The organism is Corynebacterium auriscanis (assembly GCF_030408435.1).
Taxonomy (GTDB): domain Bacteria; phylum Actinomycetota; class Actinomycetes; order Mycobacteriales; family Mycobacteriaceae; genus Corynebacterium; species Corynebacterium auriscanis.
Window position 1 is genome coordinate 1,579,532 of the sequence record NZ_CP047046.1, and the last position, 18,073, is coordinate 1,597,604.

General features: G+C 57.5%; 13 protein-coding genes. 4 read left to right on the forward strand and 9 right to left on the reverse strand.

What is annotated here, in order from left to right:
* Positions 1-1,134: 1,134 nt before the first annotated feature.
* Both CAURIC_RS06665 and CAURIC_RS06670 read right to left on the reverse strand, forming a co-directional pair.
* The gene (locus tag CAURIC_RS06665) at positions 1,135-2,154 is read right to left on the reverse strand and encodes a 3-isopropylmalate dehydrogenase (RefSeq protein WP_035115327.1); all 1,020 of its coding nucleotides are present in this window, start codon (positions 2,152-2,154) and stop codon (positions 1,135-1,137) included.
* Between the two features lie 249 nt (positions 2,155-2,403).
* Entirely contained in the window at positions 2,404-2,661 is a 258-nt protein-coding gene (locus tag CAURIC_RS06670) for a hypothetical protein (RefSeq protein ID WP_156963519.1), read from the reverse strand.
* Positions 2,662-2,750: 89 nt separating this feature from the next.
* Between CAURIC_RS06670 and CAURIC_RS06675 the strand changes: the two genes are divergently transcribed.
* On the forward strand, positions 2,751-4,337 hold the full coding sequence (locus CAURIC_RS06675; protein WP_290182194.1) for an ABC-2 transporter permease: 1,587 nt from the start codon (positions 2,751-2,753) through the stop codon (positions 4,335-4,337).
* 119 nt (positions 4,338-4,456) lie between these two features.
* The gene (locus CAURIC_RS06680) at positions 4,457-5,377 is read left to right on the forward strand and encodes an ABC transporter ATP-binding protein (RefSeq protein ID WP_035115317.1); all 921 of its coding nucleotides are present in this window, start codon (positions 4,457-4,459) and stop codon (positions 5,375-5,377) included.
* Positions 5,378-6,204: 827 nt separating this feature from the next.
* Here the strand turns inward: CAURIC_RS06680 and serA are convergent.
* The 3 genes from serA to CAURIC_RS06695 all read right to left on the reverse strand — a co-directional run bounded on the left by serA (position 6,205) and on the right by CAURIC_RS06695 (position 9,648).
* Positions 6,205-7,797, reverse strand: coding sequence for a phosphoglycerate dehydrogenase (gene serA, locus CAURIC_RS06685; RefSeq protein ID WP_290182197.1), 1,593 nt, complete (start codon positions 7,795-7,797; stop codon positions 6,205-6,207).
* Positions 7,798-8,106: 309 nt separating this feature from the next.
* Positions 8,107-9,261, reverse strand: coding sequence for a GTP-binding protein (locus CAURIC_RS06690; protein WP_052095123.1), 1,155 nt, complete (start codon positions 9,259-9,261; stop codon positions 8,107-8,109).
* Positions 9,262-9,504: 243 nt separating this feature from the next.
* Entirely contained in the window at positions 9,505-9,648 is a 144-nt protein-coding gene (locus CAURIC_RS06695; protein WP_156963517.1) for a hypothetical protein, read from the reverse strand.
* A gap of 391 nt (positions 9,649-10,039) precedes the next feature.
* Between CAURIC_RS06695 and CAURIC_RS06700 the strand changes: the two genes are divergently transcribed.
* On the forward strand, positions 10,040-11,242 hold the full coding sequence (locus CAURIC_RS06700; protein ID WP_052095120.1) for an alpha/beta hydrolase: 1,203 nt from the start codon (positions 10,040-10,042) through the stop codon (positions 11,240-11,242).
* Between the two features lie 352 nt (positions 11,243-11,594).
* Here the strand turns inward: CAURIC_RS06700 and CAURIC_RS06705 are convergent, their stop codons facing one another.
* A complete protein-coding gene (locus tag CAURIC_RS06705) occupies positions 11,595-13,154 on the reverse strand; it encodes an MFS transporter (RefSeq protein WP_052095119.1) in 1,560 nt (519 codons plus the stop codon).
* 324 nt (positions 13,155-13,478) lie between these two features.
* Between CAURIC_RS06705 and CAURIC_RS06710 the strand changes: the two genes are divergently transcribed.
* Positions 13,479-14,111, forward strand: a complete 633-nt coding sequence (locus CAURIC_RS06710) for a hypothetical protein (protein ID WP_156963515.1) — start codon at positions 13,479-13,481, stop codon at positions 14,109-14,111.
* A gap of 268 nt (positions 14,112-14,379) precedes the next feature.
* On the opposite strand, the gene ilvC is transcribed toward CAURIC_RS06710, so the two are convergent.
* The 3 genes from ilvC to CAURIC_RS06725 form a co-directional block, all read right to left on the reverse strand.
* Complete coding sequence (gene ilvC / locus CAURIC_RS06715; RefSeq protein ID WP_290182202.1) at positions 14,380-15,396, reverse strand: ketol-acid reductoisomerase; 1,017 nt, start codon at positions 15,394-15,396, stop codon at positions 14,380-14,382.
* A 211-nt stretch (positions 15,397-15,607) separates the two neighbouring features.
* Entirely contained in the window at positions 15,608-16,114 is a 507-nt protein-coding gene (gene ilvN, locus CAURIC_RS06720; protein WP_035115313.1) for an acetolactate synthase small subunit, read from the reverse strand.
* On the reverse strand, positions 16,114-17,988 hold the full coding sequence (locus tag CAURIC_RS06725) for an acetolactate synthase large subunit (protein WP_035115312.1): 1,875 nt from the start codon (positions 17,986-17,988) through the stop codon (positions 16,114-16,116). Before CAURIC_RS06725 ends, ilvN begins: the two co-directional genes overlap by 1 nt.
* Positions 17,989-18,073 lie beyond the last annotated feature (85 nt).

The following is an 18,073-nucleotide window of genomic DNA, read 5'->3' on the forward strand; positions in this document are numbered from 1 at the left end:
CCCACACGCACCACCCTTCACAACAGTGCACACCGCTCCCACACACGAAGCCGCGCGACCCTGGCGAAAGCACCCGATCAGGACAAAATGGCACCACTCCCACGCGCGAAGCCGCGCGGCAATCCATGCACCAATCCACACACGCAAAGCAGAACGTTCCCACACTTCGGGGCTGTGATCCGCTTGTAGGCACGAACCCACACACGCAAAGCAGAACGAAACGACCACAACACGTGCCCCCGCGGTCATCTCATTCTGCAAACCCAGCAATGCGCCCACATTCCCACCACCCAAGCACACCCCACCAGACCCACACGCACCACCCTTCACAACAGTGCACACCGCTCCCACACACGAAGCCGCGCGGCAATCCATGCACGAACCCACACACGCAAAGCAGAACGTTCCCACACTTCGGGGCTGTGATCCGCTTGTAGGCACGAACCCACACACGCAAAGCAGAACGAAACGACCACAACACGTGCCCCCGCGGTCATCTCATTCTGCGAATCCAGCAATGAAGGCCAGTAAAGGTGAGGAGGCGCCCTGTTGGGGTTTTGTTTGACTGGTTGGGAGTGAAGGCAGTAAGCGTGTGAAAGCGGCCCGAGAACTATTCCCGGACAACTCCGAGGTTTAAGTTAAGGCAGTAAGCGTGTGGAAGCGGCTCCACGGGAAATAAGCACGGGAATGCGCTTGGAGAAGTCGTTAGGTCTGCGCGACGACCCTACTGATTTCACCACGCACCCCACCAGCACCTGCGCGGGCATTTTGATTGTTGGTTACAAAACTGTTTGATTGTTACGTATAACCCTGTGTCCGCTCACGGCGCCGGACTCTTTTCTTTTCTGGCACTGGACTCTCACCCCACCCTAGGAATTATGCTAGGCAGGAGAGCTGGGACACGGGAGACTTTAACCATCTTCGCACCCTCCCGCCCACGGACCACAGCCACCCCACCACGGACCACAGCCACCCCACCGCGGACCACACCCAAACCGCCGCCACAATGCGATCATTGCATGACAGGGAAACCCTCGCCATCAGCTAAAGAACCACGAACCACACCCAAACCGCCGCCACAATGCGATCATTGCATGACAGGGAAACCCTCGTCATCAGCTAAAGAACCAAGACCTACCCCCGGACCGCCGCCACAATACGGTCGCCCACCTCCGCGGTCTTTACCTGAGAGCCGTCGCGGCTGGAGGCTTCCTCCAAGACAGCTGCCTCGATGGCTTCGGCGTTGGCGTCGTCCCCCAAATGGCGAAGCATTAAGGCAACCGACAAGATAGCCGCACATGGATCAGCAATGCCCTGGCCAGCAATATCAGGCGCGGAGCCGTGCACGGGCTCGAACATCGAGGGGTACCGGCGCGACGGATCGATGTTGCCACTAGCCGCCAAGCCAATCCCGCCCGTCACGGCTCCCGCCAGGTCCGTGAGAATATCGCCGAACAAGTTGTCCGTGCAAATGACATCGAATCGGCCAGGGTCGGTGACCATGTAGATGGTTGCGGCATCGATGTGGCAGTAATCCACCGCCACACCGGGATACTCTGCACCCACGGTTTCGATGGCGCGCTGCCATAGAGAACCTGCGTTGACCAGCACATTCGTCTTATGTACCCAAGTCAACTTGTTACGCCGTGTCGTCGCGCGCTCGAACGCATCACGAACCACGCGCTCGACCCCGTAGTACGTATTCTGACTGACCTCGCAGGCAACTTCCTGATCCGTCCCCTCGCGCAGGGTGCCGCCGTTGCCCGCGTACAACCCCTCGGTCCCCTCACGCACGACGACAAAATCAATCTCACCCGGGTTCTTCAGCGGCGAACTCGCACCGGGGTACAGCTTCGACGGCCGCAGATTAACTGCGTGGTCCAACTTGAAACGCAGTGGCAGCAGCAGCCCGCGCTCCAACACACCGGCCGGCACACTGCGAGGGTCGCCGATCGCACCCAGCAGGATTGCATCGTGTTCTTTAATCGACGCCAAATCCTCCTCAGTCAAGGTCTCCCCTGTAGCGAGGTAGCGGCGCGCGCCGAGGTCATATTCGGTGATGTCGACGTCGTCACGCAATGCGTGTAGAACCTTCAGCGCCTCGGCAGTAACTTCAGTGCCGATACCGTCGCCAGCAATCACAGCGAGTTTCATTATGTGGACTCCTAATTCTCACTAAGTGGTATTCGTTACGATAGTCAGGGTGAGAGAAAGTCGCAAGGATTCGCAGCATCCCGCAGAAACTGACACGGTGAGAGGTTGCTCCAAGGCTGACAGGAGCGGGAAATAAAGGGCTGACAGGAGCGGGAAATAAAGGGCTGACAGGAGCGAGAAATAAAATGGCCGACAAGAGCAGGAGATATAAAGCCCTCGCCCTGTTACGGCTCCATAACAATTGCACTCTCACCCAAGCCCCCGATACGTAGCTGCGTTAGCGTGAAAATGTGAATGAAAGCGGAGGAAGACCACAACAGAGTTCAGGCGCAGCAAAACCAGATCCAAGCGCGCGACAACTAGGGCCAGGCGCACAACGGCGAGATCTAGGCGCACCGCAACCAGGGTCAGGCGCAGTAAAACCAGACCCAAGCGCGCAACGGCGAGACCTAGGCACACAGCAACAAGGGCGAGGCGCGCAACGGCGAGATCCAGGCGAGCGGCCACCAGACCCATCCAGGGCGCGCGCGGCTCGGCCCGCCAGCACCACCAAGACCATCATCGCGCTACACAGCAAGCTCTGGTGGCGCAGCTTCATGGAGAACAAGGCCGCCATGGTCACGACCACGATCATGGCCATCATGATCGTGACGACCACAGCGGGAATGGCAGCCGGGGCACATTTCGACATCGTCGAGCTGAACCAGCCTGCAATGCTCGTGATGACGATGGCACTGGGATCTTTCCTGTATTTCTTCTCCTCCGTCGTGCTCTCGGGGACGGAAAACCCCATCGAACCAGAGCACTTCGGCGCCCTCCCCTTGCGCTTCAAGGACATCCTGCCGGGCATGCTGATTTCTACGCTCGTCACCTCGCGAGGGGTCATCAGCGCGCTGAACACTCTAATCATGATGGTGGCCGGCACTTCAGCTTTCGCCACCACCAACAATATGGCAGCCTCCATCGCCTGGCCTTTCGCCTGCCTGGCCCAATTGCTCGTGACGATCGTAATCGGCGAAGCCTGCTACTCCATGATCGCCCGCATCATGCACCACCGTGGTTGGCGCGAACTCATCACGACCATCACCTCTATGCTCTTCATCCTGGGTTTCATCGGGATGGCCCTCCTCGCCAACGCATTCAATGCATTCCCCTCCTACCTGCTGACCACCCTCAGCCGGTGGTCCCCGTTCGGCGCAGCAGCAGGCGCTGCCGCCGAACTTTCACACACCCCAGATTGGAACAGCATCCCACGCGCCTTGGCGTGCGTAGTCATTTGGGCTGTCGCCGTCGTGATCTTCATCGCCCTGTGGACTCGCGCCATCGAGGCAGGCTTCCGCAACCCCATTCACACCGAAGGCGGGTCCCAGCGTGGCGTCGCCACCCAAAAAACAACTAGCGACGGCCGGCCACCTCTGATGAACCGCTTCGCCCCGAACACGCAATGGGGTGCGATCTTCTCCCGCGGATTGCTGTACTGGGTGCGCGACAATCGCCTGTTTTATTCCACCCTGACGTTCCCGATGCTGTGCGTGGTGTACCTGGTCATGGGCTTCACCGGCAACGATTCGATGCTATGGATTGGCCTGTGGATGCCAGCGTTCAGCGCCGTGCAGTTGTTGTCGAACGTTTATGGCTACGACGGCCCATCGAATTGGTTACACATCGTCGCTGGAGTCCGTGGCAAAACCATGGTGACTGCGCGCATGGTAGTTGGGCTCCTGCTCGCATCGGGCCTGTGGGTTATCGTCGCGATTGCGGTAGGTATTCACGAACACTTTTCCGCCCAATGGTTCGTCATGGGGCTCGTGAGCTTCGGAGCGATCCTGGGCGCTATGGCCCTCGGCGCTTTCATGAGCGTGGTGAACCCCTACCCCACCTCGCCGCCTGGGATCAACCCTATGCGGGATCGCTCCGGCGGAGGTGGAGCCGCGTTCGCCTCGATCTTCGGTGGAACGGTTTTGCTGGGCATCGCATCCATCCCCGGTCTCGTAATGACTGTGATGGGTACGGTCGACCTCCCCACGAACTCCATCACCGAGATACGCCTCATTGGATGGGTCGGCTTGGTCGTTCACTTCCTGATTATGGCAAGCATCTTGTGGTTGGCAGTTCGCAAGGCTTCTTCTCGTCTAGACGCCGGCTGGCCCAAGATCTTCTACATCGTAAAGGCATGGAAGTGATTGCGCTGGTTGCCCATGCTTTTCCTGCCGGAGCGCCGAAAGCAACCGTCCTGGTGTGATGGAACTCCGAATCTAATTGACCACCACTCGCCCACTATTTCCTTCGAAAGCGAACAGACATGATCCACCCCAATGATCCACTTAACACCGCCGGCGCCGAGTCGAACGGCGCCGATGCTTCCGGCGCCGAACAATCCCGTACTTCCCTCCCCGCTTACCCCTCTTACCCCACGAGTCTCACTTCCCAGGACCCACACTCTCCCGTCCCCGCGGTTAGAATGCATGGCCTGACCAAGGATTTCAGCGGGCATGTCGCAGTCAACAACCTCACGCTCGACATCCCCCGCGGCAGTTTCTACGGATTCGTTGGACCCAACGGCGCGGGCAAGACCACCGCAATCACCATGGCCACGGGGTTGCTCGAGCCAACTTCGGGCAACGCTTGGATCGCGGGCCACCCAATGTGGGGCGACGCCTCGCCCTCCGATGTTTACGCCGCCAAACAGTCTTACGGCCTGCTCGCCGACGGTTTGCCAGTGTTCGATAGGCTCACCGCCGCGGAATACCTGCAGTACATGGGCGCACTTCGCAAGCTGCCACAGGAGGACATCTCCCAGCGCAGCTCTGAACTTCTCGCTGCCCTCGATCTGACGGGCACGGGCAAGAAGAAGATCGTGGATTTCTCGGCGGGCATGACGAAGAAGATCCTGCTGGCGGGAGCACTCGTCCACAGCCCACAGGTTTTGCTGTTAGATGAGCCTTTCGAAGCAGTCGACCCCGTCTCCGCCCAGGTGATTAAGGAAATCCTGAAGCAGTTCGTTGCCGTAGGCGGTACGGTGGTGATTAGCTCGCACGTCATGGAGCTTGTAGAGGGGTTGTGCTCCCATGTGGCGATCATTGCGCAGGGGCAGGTCCGTGCAGCAGGTACGCTCGACGAGGTTCGTGGCGGAATCCCCCTGGTCGATCGTTTCGTCGAGCTCGTTGGTGCTCGCCACTTGCAGGAGGGCTCACTGCAGTGGCTGCGCGGAGAGCCACAATAGACGCAGGAAAAGATGCTGGTGAGGGCTGAGGGAGTTCCGCACGAGGGCGTGCAAACTTCGACGCCGCTCGCGGCCTTTCCTGTTGTTCGTGACCCGCTCGTCACGGCTCGCCCCGGTGCATCTCATTCTGCTTTACCGAACAACTCCCCGGCCCACGGTGACGAAGCAGAACGAAAAGCACCACAACCACGCATTCCCAGGCATCTCATTCTGCTTTCCCGAACATTCCCCCACCCCACGTTGACGAAGCAGAACGACAAACACCACAACCACGCATTCCCAGGCATCTCACTCTGCTTTCCCGAACAACTCCCCATCCCACACCGACGAAGCAGAACGAAAACCACCCCAACCACGCTCTGCCAAGCATCTCACTCTGCTTTCCGAACAACTCCCCGGCCCGTGTGCATCTCATTCTGCTTTCCCGAACAACTCTCCAGCCCACACCGACGAAGCAGAACGAAAAGCACCACAACCGCGCATTCCCAGGCATCTCACTCTGCTTTCCCAAACAACTCCCGGCCCGTGTGCATCTCATTCTGCTCGCCCGAACATCCCCCGGCCCGTGTGCATCTCATTCTGCTTTCCCGAACAACTCCCCACCCCACACCGACGAAGCAGAACCAAAAACACCACAATCACGCTCTCCCGGGCATCTCATTCTGCTTTTCCAACGCACGATGCATCGCAAGCCCACAACACCCACGCACCCACGCACCCACGCACCCACAACACCTGCGCACGAAAAAGCGGGGACCCACGCTATTCGCGTGGGCCCCCGCCCAAAATCTAGGAGTTCCGCGGAATCTACATCCGCAATCTACCCCTTAGAAATCCAACTGGAACGCAGCGGTCGTAGAGAGGTCCGACTTGATCGTCTCCAACAGCTCCGCTGGTACTTCGCGGTCCACGCGCAGCACGAGAGTTGCAGAGCCGTCGCCCTCATTCGGGGAAAGTGCAGCAGCATCAATGTTGATACCTTCGTTACCCAACGCCACACCAACACGGCCCAGCGCACCCGGCTGATCCTTGTAGACCAAGAACAGGTTGGAACCGGTGGCACGCAGATCCAAGCCACGGTCGTTGATTCGAACAATCTTGTCCACGCGCTCCAAACCAGTCAGCGCACCTGTCACGGTCGCGGTAGTTCCATCTGGAGCCACTACCTGCACCTCCAGCACCGAGCGGTGGGTGACAGACTCGTCGTGCGTGCTAACTTCCAGCTGCACACCGCGTTCTTCGGCGATGGTAGGGGTGTTAACGAAGGTCACTTGCTCGTCGATGAAACCGGTGAATACACCGCGCAGGGCCGCAAGGCCCAGCGCATCCACGGATTCAGACGACAACTCACCCTTTGCGGTCACGTTCACTGCGGTTGGAGCTGCCCCCAACAGCTCACCCGCAACGCGCCCCAAGTTGGTAGCGAGGTTTAACCACAGGGCAACCTCCTCGCTGACCTTGCCACCAGACACGTTCACAGCATCCGGTACGAAGTCCCCCGCGAGGGCGCGCAGAACAGAAGCCGCAACGTCGGTACCAGCGCGGTCCTGAGCCTCAACCGTGGATGCGCCTAGGTGTGGCGTCACGACAACTTCGTCCAACTCGAACAGCGGAGAATCGGTGCATGGTTCGGAATCGTAAACGTCGAATCCCGCACCACGGATGTGCCCGGACTTGATGGCATCTGCTAGGGCCTGCTCGTCCACCAGGCCACCGCGAGCAGCATTGATGATGATCTGCCCCTTCTTTGCCTTGCCCAACAACTCGGCATTGAACATGCCGGCGGTTTCCTTAGTCTTGGGCAGGTGGATAGTGACGAAGTCGGAACGACCCATCAACTCATCCAGCTCAACGAGCTCCACACCCAGCTGTGCAGCGCGAGCAGGGTTAGCGTAAGGATCGTAAGCGATGATCTCGGTCTCGAACGCAGCCAAACGCTGTGCGAACAGCTGACCGATGTGACCGAAGCCTACGATACCGATGGTCTTACCAAGGATCTCAACACCCTTGAAAGCGCTACGTTTCCACTCTCCATCGCGCAGGGTCTTGTCTGCGGCAGGAATCTGGCGAGCAGTAGAGAGCAGCAATGAAATAGCGTGCTCACATGCGGAGTGGATGTTAGAGGTTGGCGCATTTGCAACCATCACGCCTTTGGCGGTGGCGGTGCTGATATCAACGTTGTCGAGACCGACTCCGGCGCGACCGACGATCTGCAGCTTCGGAGCTGCCTCGAGCACCTCGGCATCGACGGTGGTTGCGGAACGCACCAGCAAAGCATCGGCATCTGCTACTGCCTTGAGAAGTTCTGGGCGGTTGGGTCCATCAACCCAGCGCACCTCAACGGAATCTCCCAGCGCATCAACGGTGGACTGCGCTAACTTGTCGGCAATGAGGACAACTGGACGGGTGTTCTGGCTCACGAATGACTCCTGCGAAAATTGGCTTCCCGCTCCTCGACACGACCGCGCCGAGCAACAGGGCCCACGCCTTCCCGGGGAATTGATTCCCACCCGCGACGTGCGACAAGTTCACATCTTAGATGGTGCCTGCGACAGTGGCTCGGCTTCCCCCAGTTTTATCAATGTGTTACCGATCACATAGGCGCCGCAGCCATCACTTCCTGGCCCTACTCCACCAGCGCCGCAGCCACCACTTCCTGGCCCTACTCCACCAGCGCCGCAGCCACCACTTCCTGGTCCTACCGGCGCCGCAGCCACCACTTCCTGGTCCTACTCCACCAGCGCCGCAGCCTCCTCATCCGTGAGCATTGCCGCCTCAAATCGCTTCAGCGCCGCTTCCGCATCAAATCCCACACCAATCAATACGACCTCATTGCCCGGTGTCATCCCACTCCCCTTCCACAAGGTCGCCGGCTGAATTCGCAGATCTGGCCCGGCCTGGTGCCACACCTGCACATGCTCCAAACTGTCAGCAATCCAGCAGTAACCCTTAGATCTCACCAATCCCTTAGTTGCCCGCAGCGCCTGGATCAAGCGTGTGCGATCCAACGGGCGCGCCCCGCGGAAAATGATGGAACTAATGCCATACTCTTCCGTTTCCGGAGTATGCGGATTTGCTAATTCATCCATGTATCCCTGGAAAGCTCGCGCGGTATCTTCGTCGTATAGATTCGCCCCAAGGATGTCACGGGTCGCTGGTCGACTGTTTCCTTTTTCGTCGATTACTTGTCCTTCTACAAGTTTTTCGACGCCGCAACGCGGATTCATACGGTGAACCAATTCGGCTGTCGCCGCATATTGTTTGGGTGATACGAGGTCCGACTTGGTCACGTAGATTTTGTCAGCAAATTCCACCTGGTCAACGAGTAGGTCCGCAATGGTGCGTTCGTCGCCTTCCACGGCCCCTAATTCACGGTCCGTGAGCTTGGCCTTAGTAGCTATCATGGAAAGAAATTGGCTAGCATCCACCAAGGTCACCATGGTGTCGATGGGCGCTATATCCGCCAGACGAGTGCCATCCTCCCACTGCCATTCAAACGTTGCAGCGACGGGCATGGGTTCAGAAATACCGGTGGATTCGATAATGATTTGATCAAACTCCTCCGATCGCGCGAGTTTTCCAACAGATTCCACCAGGTCTTCGCGCAGCGTGCAGCAGATGCAACCATTTGTGAGCTCGATAAAGCGATCTTCGCCTCGTTCAACGTGACCTTCATTGGCGATGAGGGCGGCGTCGATATTAATTTCCGAAAAGTCGTTAACAACAACGGCTACTCGGCGATCGGCGAGCCCTGCGACATCGGCAAGGAGCTCGTTAAGCAGCGTAGTTTTACCAGAACCCAGAAATCCCGAAAGAATGGTGACAGGGGTCTGGCGGGGCTCTCCCGACTGTGCCTGTAGGTGCGACTCCGCCGTCGTATTCATGGTCATGTGGTGCGAACCTCCTCGCGTTTCCAACTATCGAGGTTCCCACACTACACTAACGACAATGCTTGTCGATATGGATTCTAATTGAGAGGACTCCGAACCGCCGCACCCCAAAACGCGCTGGGTTGAGTCACCCCAAATTACCCAAGCACAACCCGAGGGGCAGTCCCCCGGTTAGAGCGAACCAGTGGCCGTCATCGAACCAGCCACCGTAGCGGAACTCAAGCAGCAGTCCCCCGGTTAGAGCGAACCAGTGGCCGTCATCGAGCCAGCCACAACCGGGCCAAAGAACTGAGCAATCGGCCCCAGCACATTAGTGATCGCAATGATAATTGGGTCCCAAATTTTGGGGTCAAAGAATGGGATGAGAGCTTCAAATTCCATTGAACACTTCTTTCATTTAATTGCGGTGTTGAACAATTTACTGCGACATGCTACCCCAGCGGGGGCCTACCAGAATGGTGGCATCATCACTTCATGTTAGAGTAACACCCGAAATAGAATTCGGATTTCTAACTGCGCGTTTGGCGAAGGCGCCCACCACCTCACGCGTTACACAGCCTGCCGTTCGACTCTCTTGTCAACGGGTTTCCGCCAGAGAACTCAGAAGCACAGTAGCTAGGGACCGATTTTTAGATCCCCCCATCCACGCGCGCGTTCCGTCGTTGGATAACCCAGCCCCCAGTTGTCTTTAGATGACCCCACCAAGAGTTGTCTATAGGTAGCTCTGCCATAAGTTGTTGTTGGATAACCCAGCCACCAGTGAAGGAAGATCGTGAAACACCTCTCTGCATCCCACCGACGGGCGATGACACTCGCACTGACTGCTGCGACCACGTTTTCGTCTACTGCCGCCGTAGCCTCCGCGCAGGAGATACCATCGAATGCGAACGAACCCACGGGTTCCGCACTTTTAAGTTCCGGGAACAACGGTGGCCTGAGCTTCCTGCCAGGTGGAAAACTCTATGAAGCACCAGAGGAGATTCCGGCCGCACAGCCCGCAACCATCAAGCTGGACAACCGTACGCCAGGTTATTCCGATCAAGAATCATTCCGGCAAATTGCAGCCCGCCATGAAAATGTTATTGAGGTAACCGCGCACTCCGAAGCGATGGGAGTGGACGTTCCCCTGTTGGTCCTACGACCCAAAGATCCAGCCAAGCGCGATAACGCACCTACGATCTACGCTCTCAACGGGCTAGATGGTGGTGACGGTTGGTTCGCGAACACCAACGCGATTGAGTTCTATGGCGAGCGGAATGTCAATGTTGTTATGCCGATCACGGGCGGATTCACCTACTACACGGACTGGCAACGTGGTGAAGGAACCAACCCGGAATTCGCTAAGCAGCAATGGGAGACATTCCTCACCCGCGAGCTGCCCGACCCGCTCGAAACGGCCCTCAACGCGAATAAGAAACGCGCCATTATGGGCGTTTCGATGTCCGCGACATCGGTTCTCCTTGCAGCGCAACACAATCCCGGCCTTTACGACGCCGTCGGGTCGTTCTCCGGTTGCGCGTCTACCACCAGCTTGCTGGGGCGGTTTGTTGTCAGCACCGTGCTTGATCGTCGTGAAGACGGTGCTTCACCCACCGATATGTGGGGCGAGACCTCAAGCGATTACGCAAAATATAACGACCCATATTTGAACGCTCGCAAGCTGCGCGCGGATTACCAAGGTAAAGATCTTGCTGTATATATCTCCTCGGCGTCTGGATTGGCCGGGGCAGATGACCTCACGCTGACTAACCCGTTGGCGCCAGGTGATAGAGATTTTGCAGCCAATCTAGTGATCGCTGGAGGACCTATCGACATGGGAGCTAACTTGTGCACCCACGCGTTCAACAGCCGGCTTCGTGCCGAGGGCGTGCCGGTGACCTCGAAGTTCTACCCCACCGGTACGCACCAGTGGGGAGTATTCCGGCGCAGTTTGGCCGATTCTTGGCCAACGTTCGAAAAAGCCCTGTTCAAATAGGTGGATTGCCCCATAGTCATCATTGGTTATCCCGTTTTCCGTAACTGAGCCACCCCGATCGTGCTGCTATGCCGACTACCGCGGTGATCGCTACTAGCACGGTTACCCCCACCACCGCGGTAATCCCGACAAGCACGGTTGCACCGACCACCGCGGTAATCCCGGCAAGCAGGGTTACACCGCCTCAGGCGGTAATCCCGGCAAGCACGGTTGCACCGCCAAGCACGGTTGCACCGACTACCGCGGTTATCCCGCCAAGCACGGTTGCACCGCCTAAGGCAGTAATACCGACAAGCACGGTTGCACCGACTACCTCGGTAATTCAAGCTACGCGGTGATCACGAGTACCACCCTAATTCCGGTTACCGCGGTGATTCCGGTTGACTCGGCCATGTGTGCGCTTCCACGTGTTGTGGTGATGACGGCTCTCGCGCAAGATCTCTTCGATCTCACTTTCATCATCCACCTGAAGCTTGGACCCCTCCAGTGGTTGCAATGCACTCTCACCTACAAAGCGCAGGCAGATGAGGCACAAGATAGACGCGCCGATCAGCATGAAAGCGGGAATCATCATCGAGATGTTGTCCGGCACCTTGCCTTTCAGCCCGGTAAAGGTAGCATCCGCCACCAGTGGGATAGTGCCGCAGAAAATGCAGATACCGATGTTGAAAGCGATGGAAAGAGCACTGAAACGGACATTGGTGGGAAACAGTGCTGGCAACGACGCAGCCTGTTGCGCAGCGAAACATGCCAAGATTACTCCGAGAATCGTCACCCCAACTATCTGTGCGAGCAGGTTATCCATCCGGAACAGTAAGAACACAGGATACGCGAGCACTAACTGCGCAATTGCTGCGGCCAGAATCAGCACGCGACGGCCGACTCGATCGGACAGTCGACCGAACATATTGATGCAAACAACAATCAAAACACATCCGTACAGCACCAGCATATTGGCACGGTTCGCGCTGAAGTCGGTTACGCCAGTGAAGTAGCTGGGAAGGTAACTGGTGAGAACATAGACCAAAACGTTGAAGCTGACTACCAGCCCGAGGCACACAAGAAATGCACGACGGTGAGTGCTAAAGATTTCCTTGAACCGCGAGCGTGAATCGTCGGCCTTCTGGCGATTCTCGGACTTCTGCTGCTCCTCCTTGAAAGCCGGACTATCTTCCAGCTTAGAGCGGATATACAAGCCAACCATGCCCATGGGCAACGCGATCAGGAATGGGATTCGCCAGCCCCAATCCACCATTGTCTCGGTTCCCAGGACAGCGGTGAGAAGCGTAACCGTTCCCGAACCAATCGCGAATCCAGCATAGGTACCGAAGTCCAGCCAGCTGCCTAAGAACGCGCGTTTCCTATCAGGGGCATATTCGGCAATGAAAGTAGTCGCACCGGCATACTCGCCACCGGTGGAGAAGCTCTGCAAGAAACGGCATGCCAGCAGACCCACGGCAGCCCAAATGCCGATCGAATTGTAGCTCGGCAGGCAACCGATAAGGAAAGTTCCCAGGGACATCAGCAGCATCGTTAGCGCCAACACCTTCTGGCGGCCGATCTTATCTCCGAGGAATCCGAAGAAGATTCCACCGAATGGGCGGATGACAAACCCCAGCGCCAGGGTGCCGAAGACACCCACTCGGGCCCAGTCGCTCTCACCATAAAAGACTTGTTCGGTCACACCCGCGGCGAGGAATCCGAACACGCCCATGTCATACCACTCCATGCAATTGCCCAATGACGCTGCGGTCACGGCTTTCTTTACCAGTGGCTTATCGACAACGGTGACGTCATCCTGCTCGAGAGGCTTCTCACGCGATCGCTCCGCGATCTGCTTACTACGTTCCTCCTCTACGTGGTTTGGACCATACCCATAGGAATCATCGGCATCTGCTACATCGCTCGACACAGCTATAGCCGTTCCTATTGGCTGATCTTTTTCAGAATCATCTGGGGAGAAAATAGACACGTGTTCAACAAATAGCGCAGAAGCCCTATCGATTTCAACATCTGTATCGGTAACTTAATGAAATCTTGATGCCCAATAGGTCAAAAACTTACGAGAACCTATGCTCACCCAGATCCCTCGCCTAAAGACTGCCCGTCCTGCGAAACGGAAGACTGCCCGGAACCACCGTGTCCGTAGAGGCACACTTTGCACCCTCACGTTGAGTGGCACCCTGCAGAATAATGGATGCCGATTTGCTCAGATGATTACCGGTACCCTGTACTCATGCGACGAAAGATGCTCCTTGCTTCCATTCTGTTAACCTCCGGATTGGCGATCACCGGTTGTGGCTCCAATGCCGATGATGGCGAAGGTGGGCCGAGCGGGGCGTCGGATAAAGAAACCCCCGTCAACCAGGAAGGCAGCCAGCCTGAGGCACTTAGTTCGGAGCTGGCGCCTGAGATCACGGAAAAGTGGCCGACGCCGAAGGAAGCGCAGCTAAATCAGCCCATTCCAGTGTACTCGAATGGCAAGGTCGTTCCTGGTGCGGAAGCGACCGTTGACACGCTGAGCGCTGGGCACAAATGCGAGTTCGGGTTCGATGATCACGGTGATTCGAATGTGGGGAAACTCCAGGAGGACCAGAAACTTGTGCAGGTCAAAGCCACTTTTGACGTGCAGGCCGTGCCCGGCCAAGGCAATGAGCCTGTACTTCTGGATGACCCCACAATCGTCGACGATGCGGGCAAGAGCCGGCAGATTATCAGTTCGTCGTACTGCATGGTCGACGGCTCGGGCTACCAGGATTGGATTATGGGGGCCGAGCCGGGAAAGGTCACGAAGCTGTACGGATCGTGGATTGTGCCGGCGAACACGAAGGGAATCGTCATCGCGGGGCAAGCGTTCAGGGTGGATTAATGGAGGCTACAGCGAGGGCGGCTTGTTAGAGCTGGGGCACGCCGGATTCGCAGAACGAAACGACTGAAAAACCGCGCGCGGGACGCATCTCATTCTGCTTTACGAGTATGTGGAGGGCCCTGGGCGCTCGGAGCATTCCAAGTACGCGGAGGCCCCCGGGCGCTCGGAGCATTCCGAGCACTTAGAGGTCTCGAATTCCGCAGGGGTTTAATCCAACGTCACGGGCAAATATCGGGCTAGGAATCCCCCCCAACCCCCTGACCTGTGGTTATGCGGTTTCTGCGCGTGCGTCTACTTTGACCCAGCTCATCAGATCGCGCAGCTTTTCGCCGGTCTTCTCGATCTGGTGGTCATTGTAGGAAGCACGCAGATCCTCGAGCTCCTTGTTGCCGCCCTCAACGTTGGCCACGAGGCGCTTGGTGAAGGTGCCGACCTGGATATCCTTGAGGATATCCTTCATGCGCTCCTTGGTGCCCGCATCGATAACGCGAGGACCGGACAGGTAGCCACCGAACTCCGCCGTGTCAGACACGGAGTAATTCATGTTCTTGATACCACCCTCGAACATCAGGTCCACAATCAGCTTTAGCTCGTGCAAGCACTCGAAGTAAGCCATCTCAGGCTCGTATCCAGCCTCGACCAGCACCTCAAAACCAGTCTTGACCAGCTCTTCCGTACCACCACACAGCACGGCTTGCTCACCAAACAGGTCGGTAACGGTCTCTGCTTCGAAGGTCGTTGGGATGACGCCCGCACGGCCACCGCCAATTGCAGATGCGTAGGCCAATGCTACGTCACGGCCTTCGCCCTTCGGGTCCTGCTCAATAGCGATCAAGCAGGGAACACCCTTGCCGTCCACAAACTGGCGACGCACCAAGTGGCCTGGCCCCTTAGGAGCAACCATGCCGATGGTGATGTTCTCAGCTGGCTTGATCAGGCCAAAGTGGATGTTCAGGCCGTGGCCAAAGAACAGCGCATCACCATCCTTCAAGTTGGGCTCGATTTCCTCGGTGAAGACCTTGGCCTGGGAAGTATCGGGAACCAGCAGCATAATCACATCTGCCCACTCGGCCGCCTCGGCGTTGGACTTTACAGTGAAGCCCGCTTCCTCAGCCTTTGCACGGGACTTGGAGCCTTCGCGCAAGCCAATGACGACCTCGACTCCGGAATCGCGGAGGTTCTGGGCGTGTGCGTGCCCCTGGGAACCGTAACCGATGATCGCTACCTTGCGATTCTGAATCAGGGACAAGTCAGCATCAGAGTCGTAGAAAACGTCGATAGCCATAATTTAGGGATCCTTTCGTCGAAATGTGCGTTCACCCCGGATCTCACACGACCGTGAGTGACGCATTCACGTAACTAGTTATATCACAGTTCATTCCACGGTATGGGATGACTTTGTTCACAATGTGGAATTTTTAGGCAGAGTGGAGGTGGTGGCACTTACGCTCCGTCGAATGTAGAGAGTCAGCACCTAAGCCGTCAGCCCGGCCACGTTAGAGCCTGGCAGGATACATCGCCTTCGGACCACGGCCAATCGCGGTCAAGCTGGATTCCACGAGCTCCCGGATACCAAATGGTTCCAGCACGTCCAGCAGAGCTTGCAGCTTAGACGGAGTACCCGTGCACTCAACAATGAGGGATTCAGGACCAACATCAACCACATGAGCACGGAAGAGTTTCGCCGCCTCCACGACCTGGGTGCGGTTGGAGTTATCCGCGGATACCTTCACCATCAGCAAACCACGAGAGACGATCGCCTTTGGGTCGTGGCGCGTCACCTTCAACACGGGGATCAGCTTATTGAGTTGTTTCGTAATCTGCTCAATGATGTGATCTTCACCCTCCACCACGATGGTGATCCGGTTAACACCTTCTACCTCCGTGCGGCCCGAACTGATGGAGATGATGTTGAAAGCGCGGCGCGTGAACATCCCCGAAATACGGGAAATAATGCCTTCCACGTCCTCGCACAGGACTGAAAGAGTATGAACTTCGGACATTAGTTCTGCTCCCCTTCTTGGGTAACCTCGTGGATATCCGCTGGGTTTTCAGCAGCGGAGTTTTCGTCGTCAAACAGTGGGCGAAGGTCACGCGCATACTGGATCTCCTCGTTGGAGGTACCCGCCGCAACCATGGGCCACACTTGAGCATCCTCGCCGACGATGAAGTCGATGACGACCGGGCGGTCGTTGATTTCCTGGGCCTTGCGGATCGTGGGTTCAACGTCCTCAGCCTTTGTCACGCGGAAAGCCGCGCATCCCATGGATTCTGCCAACATGAGGAAGTCTGGCAGGTAGTTTTCCTTCGGCTTGAGGTTCGTATGTGAATAGCGCTTGTCGTAGAACAAGGTCTGCCACTGTCGAACCATACCCAGGTTGCCGTTATTAATGAGCGCAACCTTGATAGGTAGGTTCTCCACCGCGCAGGTCACTAATTCCTGGTTCGTCATTTGGAAGCAACCATCCCCGTCGATGGCCCACACTTCCCTATCGGGAGCGCCGGCTTTCGCGCCCATCGCGGCTGGAACGGAATAACCCATCGTTCCGAGTCCACCGGAGTTGAGCCATGTGCGTGGTTTTTCATAATCCACGAATTGCGCAGCCCACATTTGGTGCTGACCCACGCCAGCAGCATAAATGGCCTCGGGGCCCGCCAACTTAGACAGTGTCTCGATAACAAACTGTGGTGCCAGCTTGCCGTCTGGCTGCTCTTCATAACCGCGCGGGAATTCATCAACCAGATTGCCCAGATACTGCAACCAATTGTCAGTCTGAGGCTTAGGTAAGCCCAGTGCATCGATTGCATCGTGCAGCGCAGCCAGTACCTCACGCGCATCGCCCACGATCGGCACGTCGGCGGCCCGGATCTTGCCAATCTCCGCTGGATCAATATCGGCGTGAATGACCTTTGCGTTCGGTGCGAAGCTTTCCACGTGACCCGTCACACGGTCATCGAAACGCGCGCCAATCGTAATCAGCAGGTCGGAGCGCTGCAAAGCAGCCACCGCCGGTACGCTGCCGTGCATGCCCGGCATTCCCATGTGCAGCGGGTGCGAATCTGGGAACGAACCCAGAGCCATCAACGTGGTCACTACCGGAATGCTGTTCGCTTCCGCAAAAGCCTTGAGCTCCGCATGCGCATCGGCCTTGATCACACCGCCGCCGATGTACAGCACGGGCTTAGACGCCTGGCTAATTAAACGCACGGCTTCTTCAATCTGGCGACTATGCGGCGTGGTCACCGGGCGATACCCCGGAAGCTCGTACGCTGGGGGCCAGACGAAATCCAGCTCTGCATTCTGGACGTCCTTGGGAATGTCCACCAGCACCGCACCTGGGCGACCGGTGCTGGCTACGTGGAACGCCTCGGCGATCGCGGCCGGAATATCCTCTGGACGCGTCACCATGAAGTTATGCTTGGTGATCGGCATGGTCACACCCCGAATATCCGCTTCCTGGAAGGCGTCGGTGCCCAGTAGGTTCGCGCCCACCTGGCCGGTGATCGCCACAATCGGAACCGAGTCCATGTTGGCATCGGCAATGGGGGTCACCAGGTTGGTTGCACCCGGCCCGGATGTTGCGATACATACACCCACTCGACCAGTGACCTGAGCGTAACCGGTGGCAGCGTGCCCCGCCCCCTGCTCGTGTCGCACCAGAATGTGATTCAGCCGAGTTGAGTCATACAAGGCCTCATACAGTGGCAGAACCGCGCCACCAGGGAGGCCGAATACGACGTCTGTACCGAGTTCCTCTAGCGAACGCACAATCGCTTGCGCGCCATTAATTCGCTCTGGCTGCACCGTGGCCGCTTTACCGGCGCTGCGGTTTGCCAACATGGCTGGACTTGGTTGAGAGCGTGATGTGTCTGTCACGTTGCTCGCTCCTTGCTTAGGGTGCGTTGTCGCCTCCGTACGCTCCACGGCGCCTGACGAGTGACAACAGTTCACTGGGCAGTTG

Excerpts from the sequence above, each read along its gene's own strand:
- CAURIC_RS06665 (WP_035115327.1), bottom strand. The coding sequence starts at position 2,154 with ATGAAACTCGCTGTGATTGCTGGCGACGGTATCGGCACTGAAGTTACT.
- CAURIC_RS06675 (WP_290182194.1), top strand. The coding sequence starts at position 2,751 with ATGGAGAACAAGGCCGCCATGGTCACGACCACGATCATGGCCATCATG.
- CAURIC_RS06680 (WP_035115317.1), top strand. The coding sequence starts at position 4,457 with ATGATCCACCCCAATGATCCACTTAACACCGCCGGCGCCGAGTCGAAC.
- CAURIC_RS06690 (WP_052095123.1), bottom strand. The coding sequence starts at position 9,261 with ATGAATACGACGGCGGAGTCGCACCTACAGGCACAGTCGGGAGAGCCC.
- CAURIC_RS06695 (WP_156963517.1), bottom strand. The coding sequence starts at position 9,648 with ATGGAATTTGAAGCTCTCATCCCATTCTTTGACCCCAAAATTTGGGAC.
- CAURIC_RS06710 (WP_156963515.1), top strand. The coding sequence starts at position 13,479 with ATGCGACGAAAGATGCTCCTTGCTTCCATTCTGTTAACCTCCGGATTG.
- ilvC (WP_290182202.1), bottom strand. The coding sequence starts at position 15,396 with ATGGCTATCGACGTTTTCTACGACTCTGATGCTGACTTGTCCCTGATT.
- ilvN (WP_035115313.1), bottom strand. The coding sequence starts at position 16,114 with ATGTCCGAAGTTCATACTCTTTCAGTCCTGTGCGAGGACGTGGAAGGC.